Source organism: Bisbaumannia pacifica (genome assembly GCF_007989625.1).
Classification (GTDB): domain Bacteria; phylum Pseudomonadota; class Gammaproteobacteria; order Pseudomonadales; family Halomonadaceae; genus Bisbaumannia; species Bisbaumannia pacifica.
Genome location: NZ_BJUK01000017.1, coordinates 33,392 through 48,695 on the forward strand (window position 1 = coordinate 33,392; position 15,304 = coordinate 48,695).

14 protein-coding genes are annotated in these 15,304 nt (G+C 68.2%); 11 read left to right on the forward strand and 3 right to left on the reverse strand.

What is annotated here, in order from left to right:
• Positions 1–2: 2 nt before the first annotated feature.
• The 3 genes from HPA02_RS09045 to HPA02_RS09055 form a co-directional block, all read right to left on the reverse strand.
• Positions 3–980 carry a TAXI family TRAP transporter solute-binding subunit gene (locus tag HPA02_RS09045; RefSeq protein WP_146802857.1) on the reverse strand — a complete coding sequence of 326 codons (978 nt, stop codon included), beginning with the start codon at positions 978–980 and terminating at the stop codon, positions 3–5.
• Between the two features lie 193 nt (positions 981–1,173).
• Entirely contained in the window at positions 1,174–1,638 is a 465-nt protein-coding gene (locus tag HPA02_RS09050) for a flavodoxin family protein (protein WP_146802858.1), read from the reverse strand.
• Positions 1,639–1,656: 18 nt separating this feature from the next.
• Positions 1,657–3,024 (reverse strand): GGDEF domain-containing protein, encoded by a 1,368-nt coding sequence (locus tag HPA02_RS09055; RefSeq protein ID WP_146802859.1) that lies wholly within the window; start codon positions 3,022–3,024, stop codon positions 1,657–1,659.
• A gap of 306 nt (positions 3,025–3,330) precedes the next feature.
• On the opposite strand from HPA02_RS09055, the gene HPA02_RS09060 reads away from it, so the two are divergent.
• From HPA02_RS09060 to HPA02_RS09110, 11 genes are all read left to right on the forward strand, one after another.
• On the forward strand, positions 3,331–4,095 hold the full coding sequence (locus HPA02_RS09060; protein ID WP_146802860.1) for a FadR/GntR family transcriptional regulator: 765 nt from the start codon (positions 3,331–3,333) through the stop codon (positions 4,093–4,095).
• Positions 4,085–4,843, forward strand: a complete 759-nt coding sequence (locus HPA02_RS09065; RefSeq protein ID WP_146802861.1) for a cache domain-containing protein — start codon at positions 4,085–4,087, stop codon at positions 4,841–4,843. The genes HPA02_RS09060 and HPA02_RS09065 overlap by 11 nt, the downstream gene beginning before the upstream one ends.
• 369 nt (positions 4,844–5,212) lie before the next feature.
• Entirely contained in the window at positions 5,213–6,421 is a 1,209-nt protein-coding gene (locus tag HPA02_RS09070; protein ID WP_146802862.1) for an MFS transporter, read from the forward strand.
• 231 nt (positions 6,422–6,652) lie between these two features.
• Complete coding sequence (locus tag HPA02_RS09075) at positions 6,653–7,873, forward strand: cytochrome P450 (RefSeq protein ID WP_222593985.1); 1,221 nt, start codon at positions 6,653–6,655, stop codon at positions 7,871–7,873.
• Positions 7,870–9,168 (forward strand): FAD-dependent oxidoreductase, encoded by a 1,299-nt coding sequence (locus HPA02_RS09080; protein WP_146802863.1) that lies wholly within the window; start codon positions 7,870–7,872, stop codon positions 9,166–9,168. Before HPA02_RS09075 ends, HPA02_RS09080 begins: the two co-directional genes overlap by 4 nt.
• A gap of 1 nt (position 9,169) precedes the next feature.
• Entirely contained in the window at positions 9,170–9,655 is a 486-nt protein-coding gene (locus tag HPA02_RS09085) for a flavodoxin domain-containing protein (RefSeq protein ID WP_146802864.1), read from the forward strand.
• Positions 9,652–10,416: a type 1 glutamine amidotransferase gene (locus HPA02_RS09090; protein WP_222593986.1), complete on the forward strand. Its 765-nt coding sequence runs from the start codon at positions 9,652–9,654 to the stop codon at positions 10,414–10,416. Before HPA02_RS09085 ends, HPA02_RS09090 begins: the two co-directional genes overlap by 4 nt.
• A 107-nt stretch (positions 10,417–10,523) precedes the next feature.
• Positions 10,524–11,966 (forward strand): glutamine synthetase family protein, encoded by a 1,443-nt coding sequence (locus HPA02_RS09095; protein WP_146802865.1) that lies wholly within the window; start codon positions 10,524–10,526, stop codon positions 11,964–11,966.
• Entirely contained in the window at positions 11,963–12,670 is a 708-nt protein-coding gene (locus HPA02_RS09100) for a substrate-binding periplasmic protein (protein WP_222593987.1), read from the forward strand. Before HPA02_RS09095 ends, HPA02_RS09100 begins: the two co-directional genes overlap by 4 nt.
• A 61-nt stretch (positions 12,671–12,731) precedes the next feature.
• A complete protein-coding gene (locus tag HPA02_RS09105) occupies positions 12,732–13,436 on the forward strand; it encodes a type 1 glutamine amidotransferase (RefSeq protein ID WP_146802867.1) in 705 nt (234 codons plus the stop codon).
• A gap of 276 nt (positions 13,437–13,712) precedes the next feature.
• A complete protein-coding gene (locus HPA02_RS09110) occupies positions 13,713–15,068 on the forward strand; it encodes an NAD-dependent succinate-semialdehyde dehydrogenase (protein WP_146802868.1) in 1,356 nt (451 codons plus the stop codon).
• Positions 15,069–15,304: the final 236 nt, after the last annotated feature.

Genomic DNA, 15,304 nt, shown 5'->3' on the forward strand with positions numbered 1-15,304 from the left:
GATCAGTCGGCGTCGGCCGTGGCCTCTTCTGGCGCCTCCAGCCAGCCCCGTTCCCGGTAATAGCGGAGCGCCCCCTCATGGAGGGGAGCGCTCAGGCCGTCATGGATCATGCCTTGCGGCGTCAGGGTGCCGAAGGCGGGGTGGAAGGCCTTGAAGCGGGTCAGGTTGTCGAAGAGGTCGGCGACCAGGCGATAGACGCGTTCCGGGTCGGCGGAGGCCGAGGTGACCAGGGTCGCGCGGACGCCGAAGGTGCGTACCGCCGGCTGGTCACTGCCATAGAGGCCGCCGGCGATCCAGGCCGGCGAAAAGAAGGGGTAATCGGCGATCAGTCGCTCTACCGCCTCGCCCTGGACATCCACCAGGGCCGCGTTACACAGGCGAATCGCCTGGGCCACCGAGGCGTTGGGGTGGCCCACCGTATAGACCATAGCGTCGATATTGCCGTGACACAGCTCCAGGGACTGCTGCTCCGCCGGTAGGTCGTTGATCAGCCGGAAATCGCCGTTGTGCCAGGCCTGCATGGCCATCAGCCGCTGCATGGTGCCGCGCTGGCCCGAGCCGGGGTTGCCGATATTCACCGCCCGGCCCGGCAGGTCGTCGAGACCATGGATACCGGCGTCGCGGCGCACCACCAGGGTGAAGGGCTCGCTATGCAGCGAGAAGAGCGAGCGCAGCGCCGGGTCGGGGCCCGCCGCCTGGAAGGCCGCCTGGCCATGCACGGCATAGTAGTGGAGGTCCGACTGTGCGAAGGCGAACTCCAGCTCGCCGCGGCGAATCGCCTCCAGGTTGGCCTGGGAGCCGGCGCTGGCCTCGGCCCGGCAGGGCTGGGTGGAGAGCCGGCACAGGGCGCGGCCGGCGAGGTGGTAGACCCCGGCGGGACTGGCGGTACCCACCACCAGGGCGGTGTCCTGGGCACGGGATTCGGCGTGAAACAGCAGACTGCCTAAGGCGAGGCCCAGGCAGGAGACTAGGGTTCTCATGACTCACTCCTTGCCGGTGAGTCGGCCAGGCGCTGCTTCGGCAGGGCGTCGACGCGGTGCGATGCCCGGGGGTCCTGGTCGGCAACCAGTAACGCATCAAGTTTTTTTGGTTATGTGATGGTCAGGCAGTCGCCTGGCATCGGGTGTCCTGACTCAATTATGGCGGCTGGCACCGGGGCCGCCAGGAAAAGCGTCAGAGCACCCCGGCCTCCAGCCCGGCGGCCAGAGTGAGGCCCAGCTCCTCCACTTGGTCGACGAAGGCCTCCTGCCAGTCGCCGCGCAGGACCAGAGGTTCCTGCGCCCAGCGCCAGCGCAGCCCGGTGACGATGCCCTCCACCGCCCGCCGGGTGCCGGTGCCGTCGTGGCCGGCGCGCACATAGAGGGCGCAGGGCAGGCCCTGGGTCGCCTCCAGCACCGGGTAGTAGCTGCGATCGAAGAAGTCCTTCAGGGCCCCGCTCATATAGCCCAGGTTCTCGGTGGTGCCGAGCAGGATGGCGTCGCAGCCGCGGATATCCTCGGGCCCCGCCTCCAGTGGCGCCTTGACCACCACCTCTACGCCTTCGATGTCCGGGTGGCGGGCGCCGCGCTCGGCGGCCTCGCGCAGCCTGAGGGTATTGGGGGAGGGCGCATGGGCGACGATCAGCAGGCGCTTGACCATGGGGACTCCTCGCTGGGATCAGTAGGTAAGGGCGCCCTCGACGCGGTCGCGGCCCAGTTGCTTGGCCTGATAGAGGGCCTGGTCGGCGCGCTGAATCAGGGCGTCGGGGCTCTCGCCGGGGCGGTAGCGGGCGAAGCCCGCCGAACAGGTCTGACCATAGGGGACGCGCTGGCGCAGCCGCTCCAGCACCGCCAGGCAGGCCTCGTCATCGGTATCGGGCAGCACCACCACGAACTCCTCGCCGCCGAAGCGGACCAGCAGGTCGCTGGGGCGCAGCGCCGCCTGCCAGGCCTCGACCAGGGTCCGTAGCAGGGCATCGCCTCCCGCGCGTCCCTGGCACTCATTGAACCGCCTGAAGTGATCCAGGTCGAGCAGCGCCAGGCTCAGGGGCGTGGCGTGGCGAGTCGCGAGGGCCATCTCCCGGGTCAGGAACTCCTCCAGGCGGCGTCGATTGGCGGCCCCGGTCAGCGGGTCGCGGCGCGCCAGCCGCGTCAGCGCCCGCGTCTGATGCCGAGCCCGCTCACGCAGCCCATAGAGGCGCAGCATCACCAGCAGTACCACCAGCAGGGCGACCAGGGCGGCCAGACGCAGCGGTTGAACTTCCTCCCGGGCGGCGAGGATCAGGATGAGGCTCGGCGGCACGCTGGCCGCCAGGGCCAGCAGGCCGAGGCGGCCGCGGGAGAGGGCATCGCGGGCCGGCGGTGGCGCCTCGGCCGCCAGGGGGTGCCAGGCGGCGACGAGCAAGAGGGCATGGGCCAGCAGTCGCAGGGGGGCGGTGAGCTCGGGCAAGAGGTCCGCCAGGGGATAGAGCAGCAGCGCCGGCAGCAGCAGGTGGCGGGCCAGGGATGGTCCGGGGCCGGAGAACGCCAGGCGCAGGGCCAGCAGCCATATCAGCCAGGCGCTGGCCGACCGGGCGAGTGCCCAGCCGGCGTCCCCACTAGCCGTCGGCAGGAGCCAGGCCAGCAGGGCCAGGACGAGACTGAGGAGCAGCGCATCGATCCAGGCCCCAGGGCCGCCGCCATAAGCCAGCCACCAGGCCGCCACGGCGAGGGGGAGGTAGCTGGCGAGGGTGATGGCCTCGGCCGCCCAGGCGGCTTGGCCCGCCGAGGCCAGCCAGGTGCCGATGGCCTGGCCGAGGGTCGCCAGGACCGTGGCGATGGCCAGCAGGGCCCAGGCCAGGCGATGCGCCAGGCGCTGCCGCGATACCACGGCCAGGGTCAGGGCGAGGGCGGCGAAGGCGCCGCCGGCCACCGGCAGGGCAGTGGCCCAGGCGCCAGGGGGCAGGAGGGCCTGGGCGATGGCCAGCGTCAGCACCAGCAGGCCGGGCCAGGCGCTGTGCAGTGGCGGAACGAGGCGCTGTACGGGCCTGGCCGGGTGGTCTCTCACCGCTCTTTCCCTTCAGGTAGGCGGGCACAATGCTCAAAGCGTAGTCGAGCCACTCGGCCATGAGTCGAAAGGGATGGACGCTCGTCCAACGGCGCCAGGCGTCTTGCCTTGCCGGCATGGCGGCCGTTGGTGTCGTGGTGCCTGCCGGGAAAGGCTCGCATCGCGATCGGTGGCAAGGGATACTGTGACCCAGTGATGATAGAGTGCCGTCAGGTTATTGACCGTTGGCGCTATGCCGATGGGAGAGGGCGAGGCACTATCGCCTCGAATCGATATGGACAGAGAATCTTTGGGCGCGTGACGCAGATGATGATGAAGAGTCCCGCCAATAATGGCTCCTTTATTCGGTTACGCCAGGAAGGCCGTACCGAACAGGTGATACGCCGCATGATGGAGGCCATCGACCTCGGCCTCTATGTAGAAGGGCAACAGTTACCCAGCGAAACCGAGCTCGCCATGCAGTTCGGGGTGGCCACGGTGACCCTGCGCGAGGCACTGGGCTACCTGCGTCAGGTCGGGGTGATCGAGACCCGTCGCGGACGCAATGGCGGCAGCTTCGTGTGTGCCACCGAGGAGCTGTCCGCCGAGCTGATGCTGGAGCGCCTCGACGAGTGGAGCCTGATCGAGCTGCGCGACCTGGGCGATGAGCATCGGGCCATTTCCGGCATGGCCGCGCGTCTCGCCGCCGAGCGTGCCACCCCCGATAGCTACCGTCATATGGCCTTCCATATCGAGGCCCTGGGCGAGGCCGGCAATCGCCGCGAGCGGCGTCGCGCCGATGCCCGCTTCCATATGGAAATCGCCGCCCACTCCCAGTCCGTGCGCCTGACCCATGCCGAGATCCGCCTGCAGTCGCAGTTGGGCGAGCTGCTCTGGCTGCCCGGCAAGGAGCCCCCCGAGGTGGCGACCATCCAGCGGGAACACCAGGCCATCCTGGACGCCATCCGGCAGGGGGAGGCGGCATCGGCCGGACGCCTCGCCGAGGCGCATATCCAGGCGGGCATTCGCCGCCTGATCAGCATGAAGATGGCGCTAATGGAGACGCGATCGGGGGGCGATGATGAGCACTGAGCCGATGGCCGAGCGCCGCCAGGCGTGTCTGTGGCGTATCGAGGCCGCCCTCGATGGGGTCTTCGACGATATCGAACGCATCGCCGCCGAGCTCGAGCGGCTCTGGGAGGGCCAGGTGGGCCTGGGCAAGGCCCCGGCGTCCGCCGACCTCAAGTCGCTACGTACCCTGGCCGATGACCGGCTGACCCGGGACAATCGCTGGGTGCTGGGCACCGGTGTGGTGCTGGAGCCTGGGGTGCTGGCGGATTGCGATATGTTCTGCGAATGGCGCCACCTGGTGGGGGAGGGCAAGCCGGCCCAGCTCGATCTCAACTTCAACCGCAGCAGCGACAGCTACTACAACTACCGGGACATGCCCTGGTTCACCCAGCCGCGGGAGACCAGCCAGCGCGTGGTAGAGGGGCCCTATATCGACCTCTACGGCCAGGACGCCTATATCCTCACCTTCGCCCGACCGCTGCAATGCCGCGGCGACTTCCTGGGCATCGCCGGGGCCGACGTGCACCTGGGGCGCTTCGAGCGCATCCTCGTGCCCGGCCTGCTGCAGCTGGAGCACGACGCCCTGCTGGTCAACGCCTCGGGGCGGGTGATCGCCTCCAATACCCCTGGCTGGTTATCCGGCGAGCGGTTTCGCATGCCGGATAAGGGCTCGCCGCCGGGGTGCCGGGTGACTCCCCTGGCCGGCCAGCACGCCCATTGGCAACTGGTGGAGTCCCTCGATTCGGCACTGGTCCGGGACGACGGCTAAGCCCGGCGGGCCGGGGCACTGCTACTCATCGGTGTTCCCGGTCTTCTCATTTTCGCCGCCCCAGCTGTTACCTCCAGTAGCAAAACGATGCCGCCTCGGGCCTCGCCCTCCCATTGGGAGAGGGCGGGGCCCGGTTGCCTCATGGGCGTGCATCGACCTACCGCCTCGCCCCAAGTTGGTGAGAAAACAAGGCGCTACGCCTGGGCGCCTCGAGGGAGGAGTACGCTCTCTGCATAAAAAATATAAAAACATATGTTATATGGCATAGGCCTTGCAGCCCATTTCGTGACGGCCTCCCCGTGATGCGAGGGGGGATGACCCAAGCCGCTGGATCCATCGTTACGCCAATAACAACCACGAGGATATGACATGAAACTACTGCGCGACTCCCTGCCGGAGAGCTGGTCACTGGTCTTCTCGGCCTTCGCCGCCGCCTACGGCGTCGGCCTGCTGGCGCTGCTGGCCCTGCCATTCCTGATCAGCGCCATCATCACCGACCTGGGGCTGAACGAGGCCCAGGCCGGCTACCTGATGTCCGCCGAGTTCCTGCTGACCATGGTGGCCTCGCTGATCATCGCGCCCCTGATGGGGCAGGCGCCGCGGCGCACCCTGGCCCTGGTGGGGGCCCTGGTCGCCATCCTGGCCAACCTCGGCTCAGCCATGGCGACCGAGGTGACCACCCTGGCCATCCTGCGCTGCGTGGCCGGCGCCGGGGCCGGCCTGGCGCTGGCCTGCGGCAACGCCTGCGTCTCCAGCGCCCGGGACCCCGACACCATCGCCGGCTACATGAACGTGCTCTTCGTGGCGCTGATGATCGTGGTGATGCTGGTGTTCGCTCGCACCATGGCCAGCAGCGGCCTCTCGGGGCTCTATTTCTCCCTGGCGGCGACCCAGGCGGTGATGCTGCTCTTTATGCTCAAGATGCCCCAGCGGGCCGCCATCACCCAGGCCATGAAGCAGGCGGCGCTGCCCAACAGCAAGATGCTCTCGGCGGCGGCGGTGTGCATGATGCTGGCCACCTTCCTCTTCTCCATGCGTGACACCATGGGCTGGGCCTTCGTCGAGCAGGTGGGCATCCGCGTCGGCTATGACGGCGAGAGCCTGGGCCTGCTGTTCTCCCTGCAGGCCTTCGTCGGCCTGGCGGGGCCGCTGCTGGTGGCGTTGATCGGCAGCCGCTTCGGGCTTAGCAAGCCGGTGATCATCGGTATCCTGCTGTGTGGTGGCTCCAGCCTGGGTTATGTGCTGGGCGAGGCCTCCATCGTCATGTACACCACCGGCGTGATGATGATCGCCTTCACCTACTTCTACACCCTGGCCTACCTCACCTCCCTGGCCGCCTCCCTGGATCGCGAGGGGCGTGTGGTGGCCGCCTGCGGCAGCTTCCTGACCCTGGGCATCGCCATCGGCCCCGCCGTCTCCGGCACCCTGATCGCCATCGGTGGCTATGCGCTGACCGGTTGGGCCATCGCCATCACCGTGGGCCTGACCCTGCTGGCGGTCTCGGTGCCCCTGGCCAAGGCCCGCCAGCGCCGCCAGGCGGAGCAGCTGGCCGCCGAGAGCGCCGTCACCGCTTCCTGAGCCATTACGACTCGCCGTGGGGCCGTGATGGCCCCCGGCGAGTCGCACGGAAACAGTCCCGTAAGACACGCCATCTACGACGAACGATTGATGGGATTCCAGCAAAAACCCTTTGAAACATATAAAACCATATCTTATATTTTTTACATGGCATCGCCCCAGGCAGCAGCACGATAACCACAGTCACTCTTGCCCGGATGCCAGGACGATAACCGATAACAAGAGGTGCCTATGTCCACCATGATCGAAGAGCCCACCGACCAGGCTCCCTACCTGGATGTGGCCGACCCGGGATTCTCGATTCGCTCCCAGGTCGTCGAGCAGGCGCGGGAGCAGAGCTGGTATGCCCGCACCCCCTATGGTATCGCCGTGTTGCGCTATGACGAGGTCAATACGCTGGTCCGCGACCGCCGCCTGCGCCAGGGAAGCTACGCCTGGCCGGCCCATAACAACGCCCATGGCAGCTTCTCCGACTGGTGGATGCGCATGCTGCTGAGCAAGGAGGGCGCCGATCATTCCCGGCTGCGGCGCCTGGCCAATCCGGCCTTCGCGCCCAAGCTGGTCAAGAAGATGACCCCGGATTTCCAGCGGATCGCCGACGAGCTGATCGACGACTTCATCGATGCCGGCGAGTGCGATTTCGTCGCGGCATTTTCCGAGCCCTATGCCACCCAGGTGATCTGCTTACTGCTGGGCCTGCCGCGCAGCGAGTGGAGGAACCTGGCGGAATTAGCCTCGGAAATGGGCCTGGCATTGGGGGTCACCTTCAAGCGCGACGAGGCCCGTATCAACGCCGCCACCGACAAGCTCTTCGCCTACGCCAAGGCGGTGGTGGAGAACATCAAGCGGGAGGGGCTGGGGGATGACTTCCTGAGCAGCCTGGTGCGCGCCAACCAGGACGACGACCAGGCGCTCAGCGATCAGGAACTCTACGACATGATCGTGTTGGCGATCTTCGGCGGCATCGATACCACCCGTAACCAGATCGCCCTGGCCCTGGACACCTTTATCCAGCATCCGGCGCAGTGGAAGCTGCTCGGCGAGCAGCCCGAACTGGCCCGGGCCGCGGTGGAGGAGGTGATGCGGGTGCGTCCCACCGTCACCTGGGTAACCCGGGAGGCCCTGGAGGACTTCACCTTCCAGGGCCTGGAGATCACCCAGGGCACCACGGTGCACCTGTTCAGCCAGTCGGCGGGCACCGACCCTCGCGCCTTCGACGACCCCGGTTTCGATATCACCGCCAAGCGCTGCCCGCACTTCGGCTTCGGCGCCGGCGCCCACCACTGCATCGGCCACTTCATCGCCCGGGGCGACATGACCGTGGCCCTGGCCAAGCTGGCCCAACGGCTGCTCGATCCCGAGTATGCCGGTACCCCCGAGTGGCTGCCGGACAGCGGCAACACCGGCCCGGTCAGGCTGCCGATTCGCTTCCGGGCGGGGAGGGCGGCATGACGGCCCCGAGCATCGCCATCGTCGGCGCCGGCCCCTCCGGCTGCTACCTGGCCCAGGCCCTGCGCAAGCAGTGGGCCGAGGCGCGGATCGATATCTTCGACCGCCTGCCGGTGCCCTTCGGCTTGGTGCGCTACGGGGTGGCCCCGGATCATCCCGGCACCAAGGCGGTGACCCGCCAGTTCGAACGGCTCTTCGAGCGCGATGGTATCGGCTTCCACGGCAACCTGACGTTGGGCCGTGACTTCACCCTGGACGAGCTGCGCGAGGCCTATGACGTGGTGGCCCTGGCCACCGGCCTGGCCGCCGATCGCCGCCTGGGCATCCCCGGCGACGACCTGCCCGGGGTCTATGGCGCCGGCGCCCTGACTCGCCGCCTCAACGATCATCCGGACGAGCAGGGGATGCGTCCCGACCTGGGCCGGCGAGCGGTGATCATCGGCCAGGGCAACGTGGGCATCGACGTGCTGCGCCTACTGAGCAAGCCCGAGGCCGCCTTCGAGGGTTCCGAGCTGTCGCCGGAGGCACTGGCCGCCTGCCGGGCCACGCCGCTGGCACGGCTCGATATCGTCGGCCGCTCTTCCGCCGCCGAGGCCAAGTGTGACGCCGCCATGCTCCGTGAGCTGGGGCGCCTGGCGGGGCTCTCCTTTCACTTCCACGCGACGCTGCCGGCTCCTGAGAGCGTCGAAGACCAGGCCGTGAGCCTGCGCCTAGCCGCCTTCCACGAGCTGGCCGAGCGTCATACCGAGAGCCATACCGAGAGCAATGGCTGCCAGATCCATTTCCACTTCGGCTGGACCCCGGAGGCGGTGCTCGGCGAGGCCCGGGTCGAGGCGGTGCGCTTTCATGGCGGCGAGAGCGGCCGGGAGACCCTGGAGCTTGCCGCCGACAGCCTGATTACCGCCATCGGCTTCGCCCAGCACGACCCCGACCTGCCCGGCGCCCCCGACGCGCCCCGGCCCGATGATCAAGGGCGCCTGGCCCCGGGCCTCTACTGCACCGGCTGGCTGCGGCGCGGTCCCCGCGGAACCATTCCCGAGAACCGCCAGGATGCCCGCGCCGTGGCCGCCACCATCGCCGCCGACCTTGTCGCCGACCGGGCCGAGCGTCCACTCGGGCGGCCCGGTGCCGCGGCCCTGCCCGCGGCGGCGATCGCCCGGGCCACCGACTTCGCTGGCTGGAAACGCATCCAGGCGGTGGAAGCCGCCGAGGCGCCGGCCGGCCGACTCTGCCGGCGCATTCCCGATCTGGCGAGGCTGCTCGAGATCGCCCAAGCGACCCCCGTGGGAGGACCCTGAGATGACGATACATGTGATTTACGGCACCGAGACCGGCAACGCAGAAATGGTCGCCGACGACCTGGTGGAGGCCCTGGAGGGGGACGCCACCGTCACGGCCCGGGACCTGGCCGATTTCGACCCGGCCGAGGTGGCCGAGCGGGACTTCGTGATCCTGGTCAGCTCCACCTATGGCGAGGGCGAACTGCCCAACTCGGCCCAGCCCTTCTTCGCCAGGCTGGAGGCCCAGGCCCCCGACCTCAGCGGCCTGACCTTCGCCACCTTCGGCCTGGGCGACAGCTTCTACGAGACCTTCAACCACGGCAGTCGGACCCTCGCCGACAAGCTGCGCGAGCTGGGCGCCATCGAGCTGGGCGAGCGCGGCGTGCATGACGCCTCCAGCGGCGAGCTGCCCGGTGAGGTGGCGGTGGAATGGTTGAAGGGCCTGCTCGGCGCCCACGGTGCGCGGATCATGGCCGGCGAGGCCACCGCGGAGGCCGCCTCATGAGTGCCCTGCGCCTGTGCATCCTCGAGAACGGCCTGGTGCCGGAGCCGCTCGATGAGCGCTTCGCCGGCTACCCGGCGATGATCGAGGCCTGGCTGGGCCCGGCGCTCCCGGAGGCGAGCTTCGAGGCGGTTTCGCCGGTCTCCGGGGAGGCGCTGCCGGACCCCGCCGCCTTCGATGGCTACCTGCTGACCGGCTCCAAGCACAGCGTCTACGAGGGCGCCGACTGGATGCGCGCCGAGATCGACTTCCTGCGCCGCGCCCGGGACCTGGGCCGGCCGATCTTCGGCATCTGCTTCGGCCACCAGCTGATGGCCGACGCTTTCGGCGGCCGCACCGCCAAGGCCGGGGCAGGCTGGGGCCTGGGGGGGCAGGACTATCGTCGCGACGAGGGCGCCGAGGCTGAGCGAGGCGCCGGCCGGGTGCTGGCCTTCCACCAGGATCAGGTCGTGGAGCTGCCGCCCCAGGCCCGGGTGCTGGCCGGCAGCGACCACTGTCCCCACGGCGTGCTGAGTTACGCCTTCCCGGCGCTATCGGTGCAGTACCACCCCGAGTTCACCCCGGCCTACGTGGAGGCGCTGCTGGATCGCTACGGCGGCCACCTCTTCGACCAGGCCGAGGCCCAGGCGGCCCGGGCCAGCCTGTCGCAGACCGATCTGGCCAACGCCGAGGTCGCCGCCTGGGTGGCGCGCTTCTTCCGGGAGGCCGGCGTCAGCGCCTCTCCCGCCACCGGGCGGGCCACCCCTAGCCCCATCGACCCCTAGCACGAATCGACCGAGCACTGCGCGTTTTCCCCTGGCTTCGCCAGGCACAACAACCACAACAGAACCGCCTTCGCCTCCTCAGGGAGCGTTTGGCAAAGGAGAATGACATGACGTCTCTGACAAGCACCGCCCAAGCCACGTCGGCCCTCGATACCGCCCTCCAGGCGGCCCCCACCACGGCCCTCGATCGTCATCGCGAGACCAACAACAGCGCCGCGGTGACGCAGGAACTGAGCGCGCGCATCCGCGACTCCGGGGTCGAGTACCTCTACTACCAGGTAGTGACCCTCACCGGGCGGGTGGTGGCCAAGGTGGTGCCGGCCAAGCACCTGCTGCGCAACCTGGACAAGGGCATCCAGTTCCACCGTACCGCCATCTCCGATTTGCAGTGCAACCGCGCCGGCGAGCTGCTGGGCGGCGGCGCCCAGGCCGCCGAGTTCACCGGCATGCCGGACGCCGACAGCTTCCAGGTGCTGCCCTGGGACCGCTCCATCGGCTCCTTCTTCTGCCGCCTCTACGAACCGGAGCACCGCACCGAGAACGGCGGCAGCATCCTCGCCACCGACCCCCGCGGCCTGCTGCTGGACACCCACCGCCGCTTCGTCGACGAGACCGGCCTGACCCTGCGCACCGGCCTGGAGCCGGAGATGTCCTGGCTGGGCGAGAAGCTCGACGTCAAGGTGCGCCCCGGGGCCAGCCCCGCCTACCACCTGGGCAACCTGGAGCTGATGCGGCCCATCTTCAAGCGGGTCATGGAGTACGCCGGCGCCATGGGCCTGGACATGATCGAGGGCGACTACGAGGACCCGGGCCAGCTCGAGCTCAACTGGATGTTCGACGACTGCCACCTGACCGCCGACCGCATGATGACCTATCGCCTGATCTGCCGTCAGGTGGCCCAGGAGTTCGGGGTCAAGGCCAGCTTTATGCCCAAGCCCACCACCGGCAGCATGGGCAACGGCTGTCACCACAACTTCAGCCTGTGGCGCGGCGACGAGAACGTCCTCGCCGAGCCGGGCCGCCGCGAGCTGCACCTCACCGAGACCGGCCAACATGCCCTTGGCGGGCTCCTGGCCCACGCCCCCGGCGCCATGATGATCATGGCCTCCACCGTCAACTCCTATAAGCGCTACTGGGACACCGGGCTGTTCGCCCCCAACTGCATCAACTGGGGCATGGACAACAAGACCTGCACCGTGAGGCTCTCCGCCAACGGTCGCCTGGAGTTCAAGGTGCCGGACGCCAGCGTCAACCCCTACCTCTCCCATGTGATGCTGCTGGCCGCCATGCGCGACGGCCTGAAGAACGAGCTGGATCCGGGCGCCCCGGACAACAGCGACAGCATTCCGGGGGCGGCCGGCGAGATTCGCTACCTGCCGCGCACCCTGGGCGACGCCATCGCCGCCTTCGACCAGGACGCCGTGATCCAGGGCGCCATGCCGGCGGAGATGGCCAGCCTCTACCGCGACCTCAAGGCGGACGAGTGGGCGCGCTACTGCGCCGCCGTGACCGACTGGGAAAAATCCATGTACGAGGACTACCTGCCGTGAACCAGACCGCGACCGATCTCAAGCTCAAGGTCATCTGTGCCGACCTGCCTGCGCCGCCGCTGTTCTGGCGCGACGACCAGGGCCAGCGTCACGGCTACGAGGCCGACGTGGCACGGCTGCTGGGCAGCAAGCTGGCCGGGGATACCGCCTTCGTCTACCGCCAGTGGGCCGACTTCTACCCCGCCCTGGAGGCGGGGGAGGGGGACATCCTGCTCTGCGGGCAGGGCATCTCCGAGTACCGCCAGACCCTGGCCGACTTCACCGCCCCCTATGCGGTCTTCGACGAGTCGGTGATGGTGCGGCGCGGCTCGTCCATCCGCCGCGCCGAGGACCTGGCGGGGCGCCGGGTCGGGGCCATCGACAAGAGCCTCAACATGGCCTTGGCCGAGACCTTCGAGGGCGCCATCCGGGTGCCCTTCTCGGGGGAGTCCGAGGACGTGATGGGGGACATGGTGGCGGCCCTGCGCCGCGGCGAGATCGACGCCTTCGTCGATGACGACGTGGCCCTGGTGCCCCTGGCCGAGGAGCAGGACCTGGCCATCGCCTTTACCGTGGCCAGCCGCAACGCCTGGGGCATCGCCGTGAAGAAGGGCGAGCCCGAGCGCCTGGCCCGGGTCGAGGCAGCCCTGGCCGAGGTCAAGGCCAACGGTGAGCTCCGGGCCCTGTGGGAGCGCTGGATGCCGACCCTCGACTACCCCTTCTGAACCGCCACGGGGAGCGCCGACCCGGCGCTCCTTCCTCTATTCACGACACCCTGGTGACGCCATGAAACCGAGACGCGCCCTCGCGGTGCTGCACTCGCCCAGCGACGTGCCGGGCACCCTGCCCGAGGTGCTCGCCGAACACGGCATCGCACTACAGACGCACCTAGTGAGCGACCCCCTGCCGCCCCCGGAGACGCTGGAGATGGTGGTGGTGATGGGCAGCCCCGAATCCGCCTACGACCCGCGCCTGCCGTGGCTTGCGGCCGAACTGCGCTGGCTGAAAACGGTCATCGACGCCGGCGTGCCGACCCTGGGCATCTGCTTCGGCAGCCAGCTGCTGGCCCGGGCCCTGGGCGGTACCGCTCTGGCCGCCGGGGAGGCCGAGATCGGCTGGACGCCGCTGCGTGACCGCCATCCCGACTGGCACCACCCCGGCCCCTGGCTCAACTTCCACTTCGATACCTTCCGCCTGCCCGATCATGTCACCCTGCTGGCCGATACCGCCCTGGCCCCCCAGGCCTTTCGCCACGGTTCGGCCTGGGGTGTGCAGTTCCACCCCGAGATCACGGTGGCGATGTTCGATACCTGGCTTAGCGACTGGCAAAAGAGCGAGGAGGGGCGGCGCTTTCTCGCCGAGGCCGGCGACCTGCCACGGCGCCTGCGCGACGAGATCGCCCGGCGTCAGCCCGATAACACCGCCAACTTTCGCCGCCTGATGGGCGATTTCCTGGCCGCCATCGCGGCGCCGGAAAAGGAGATAAGCTGAGATGACCACCATCGACGGCCAATGACCGGCGGAATCGGGCCGAGGGCCTGGCGATCGTCGGCGAGGCTGATATCGCGGGGCCGATACGCCGTCTCGTTCCGGCGAGACCCGTGAGAAGATCCGCCCCGAGGCTGGCCGCCTGCTGGCGCGGGTGGCGAGTCAATCGGCAAGCGAACGGGGTTGCTGCAAGGCGCCCTCAGACCCCATAAGTTGAGGGTTCGCGGCATACGCAACAGGTTGGCGTTGCCGGGACAATCACTCAAGGAGATAAGTCACATGGGTAAGTATGCGGTCATCAATCCGGCAACCGGTGAGACCATCAAGGAATACCCCACCGCGACCGATGCCGGGATCCAGGACGCCATTGCCGCCGCGCAGAAGGCGTACACGGAGTGGTCGCGCAAGACCACCCTTGCCGAACGCGCGGCCCTGGCTCAGAAGGCAGCGGATCTCTTCCGTGAGCGTAAGGAAACGCTCGGCGCCATCATCAATCGCGAGATGGGCAAGCCACTCGTCCAGTCGATCGGTGAGGCCGAGTTCTCCGGCGATATCACGGAGGTGTTCGCCAAGAACGCCGAGGAGTGGCTCGCCGACGAAGTGCTCGATGTCGAGGACGGTCTGCGTACCTTTATCCGCCACCAGGGGCTCGGGGTCATCCTCGGCATCATGCCGTGGAACTACCCGTACTATCAGGTGGCACGCTTCGCCTCACCCAACCTGATTCTCGGCAACACCATCGTGCTGAAGCACGCCGAGAGTTGTCCGGAGTCAGCACTGGCCATCGAGCAGATCTACCGCGACGCGGGGTTCCCCGAGGGCGCCTATGTGAACGTGTTCGCCTCGCACGAGCAGGTTTCGACGATCATCGCGGATGATCGCATTCAGGGCGTCTCTCTGACCGGATCAGAGCGCGCTGGCGCGATCGTCGCCGAGCAGGCCGGCAAGTATCTCAAGAAGTGCGTGCTCGAGCTCGGCGGGTCCGATGTGTTCCTGGTCCTGGAGACGGATAACATCGACCACGCCGTGAAGCACGCCGTCGCTGGCCGCATGGAGAACACCGGCCAGGCCTGTAACGGTTCGAAGCGAATCGTCGTCATGGACAAGTACTTCGACGAGTTCACCGAGAAGTTCAAGGCGGCCATCGCCGGCCTGTCGTACGAAAACGGCGACTTCGGTCCGCTCTCCTCCGCGGGGGCGACCCGAGGGCTCTCTGCACAGGTGCAGGGGGCACTCGCTCAGGGGGCCAAGCTGCTCGTCGGTGACAACGACCCGAAAGGCAACGTTTACACCCCCTCGATCCTCGCCGAAATCACCCCAGCAATGGACGTGTACAGCCAGGAGCTCTTCGGTCCGGTCGCGCAGATCTACAAGGTCTCGAGCGACGAAGAGGCGATCGAGCTCGCCAATGCCTCGCCCTATGGCCTTGGATCGATCGTCATCTGCGACGATCTCGAACGCGCCGAGAAAGTTGGCAACCAGCTGGATGTCGGCATGGTCTTCATCGGCGCGTCGGGCCTGGAGGGGGCAGACATCCCCTTCGGCGGCGTCAAGAAGTCGGGCTACGGCCGCGAACTCGGCAAGGGCGGCATGATGGAGTTCGCGAACAAGAAGCTATTCCGCTTCGCTGGCTAATTACCGCACAGCCCGAGGTGACAACGATTCTGTCCGACGGCAACGACAAGCCGCTCCCCGCCCTTGGCAAGTCCACCGCGCTCAAGGCGACCCGGAGCTAAGCCACTTGCTTCATGGGATTGGGCCATGCCTCACAGGGGCATGGTCCCTTTTTTTGGAGATCGTCCCACCAACCCTGTGGGTAGTGGCCCAGCCACCGAGTCCCATGGGCGACGCCACCGCTTACCCGCCCGGCG

Coding starts and splice junctions, on each gene's coding strand:
- HPA02_RS09060 (WP_146802860.1), top strand. CDS start 3,331: ATGATGATGAAGAGTCCCGCCAATAATGGCTCCTTTATTCGGTTACGC.
- HPA02_RS09070 (WP_146802862.1), top strand. CDS start 5,213: ATGAAACTACTGCGCGACTCCCTGCCGGAGAGCTGGTCACTGGTCTTC.
- HPA02_RS09085 (WP_146802864.1), top strand. CDS start 9,170: ATGACGATACATGTGATTTACGGCACCGAGACCGGCAACGCAGAAATG.
- HPA02_RS09045 (WP_146802857.1), bottom strand. CDS start 980: ATGAGAACCCTAGTCTCCTGCCTGGGCCTCGCCTTAGGCAGTCTGCTG.
- HPA02_RS09095 (WP_146802865.1), top strand. CDS start 10,524: ATGACGTCTCTGACAAGCACCGCCCAAGCCACGTCGGCCCTCGATACC.
- HPA02_RS09080 (WP_146802863.1), top strand. CDS start 7,870: ATGACGGCCCCGAGCATCGCCATCGTCGGCGCCGGCCCCTCCGGCTGC.
- HPA02_RS09090 (WP_222593986.1), top strand. CDS start 9,652: ATGAGTGCCCTGCGCCTGTGCATCCTCGAGAACGGCCTGGTGCCGGAG.
- HPA02_RS09105 (WP_146802867.1), top strand. CDS start 12,732: ATGAAACCGAGACGCGCCCTCGCGGTGCTGCACTCGCCCAGCGACGTG.
- HPA02_RS09110 (WP_146802868.1), top strand. CDS start 13,713: ATGGGTAAGTATGCGGTCATCAATCCGGCAACCGGTGAGACCATCAAG.
- HPA02_RS09065 (WP_146802861.1), top strand. CDS start 4,085: ATGAGCACTGAGCCGATGGCCGAGCGCCGCCAGGCGTGTCTGTGGCGT.
- HPA02_RS09050 (WP_146802858.1), bottom strand. CDS start 1,638: ATGGTCAAGCGCCTGCTGATCGTCGCCCATGCGCCCTCCCCCAATACC.
- HPA02_RS09075 (WP_222593985.1), top strand. CDS start 6,653: ATGTCCACCATGATCGAAGAGCCCACCGACCAGGCTCCCTACCTGGAT.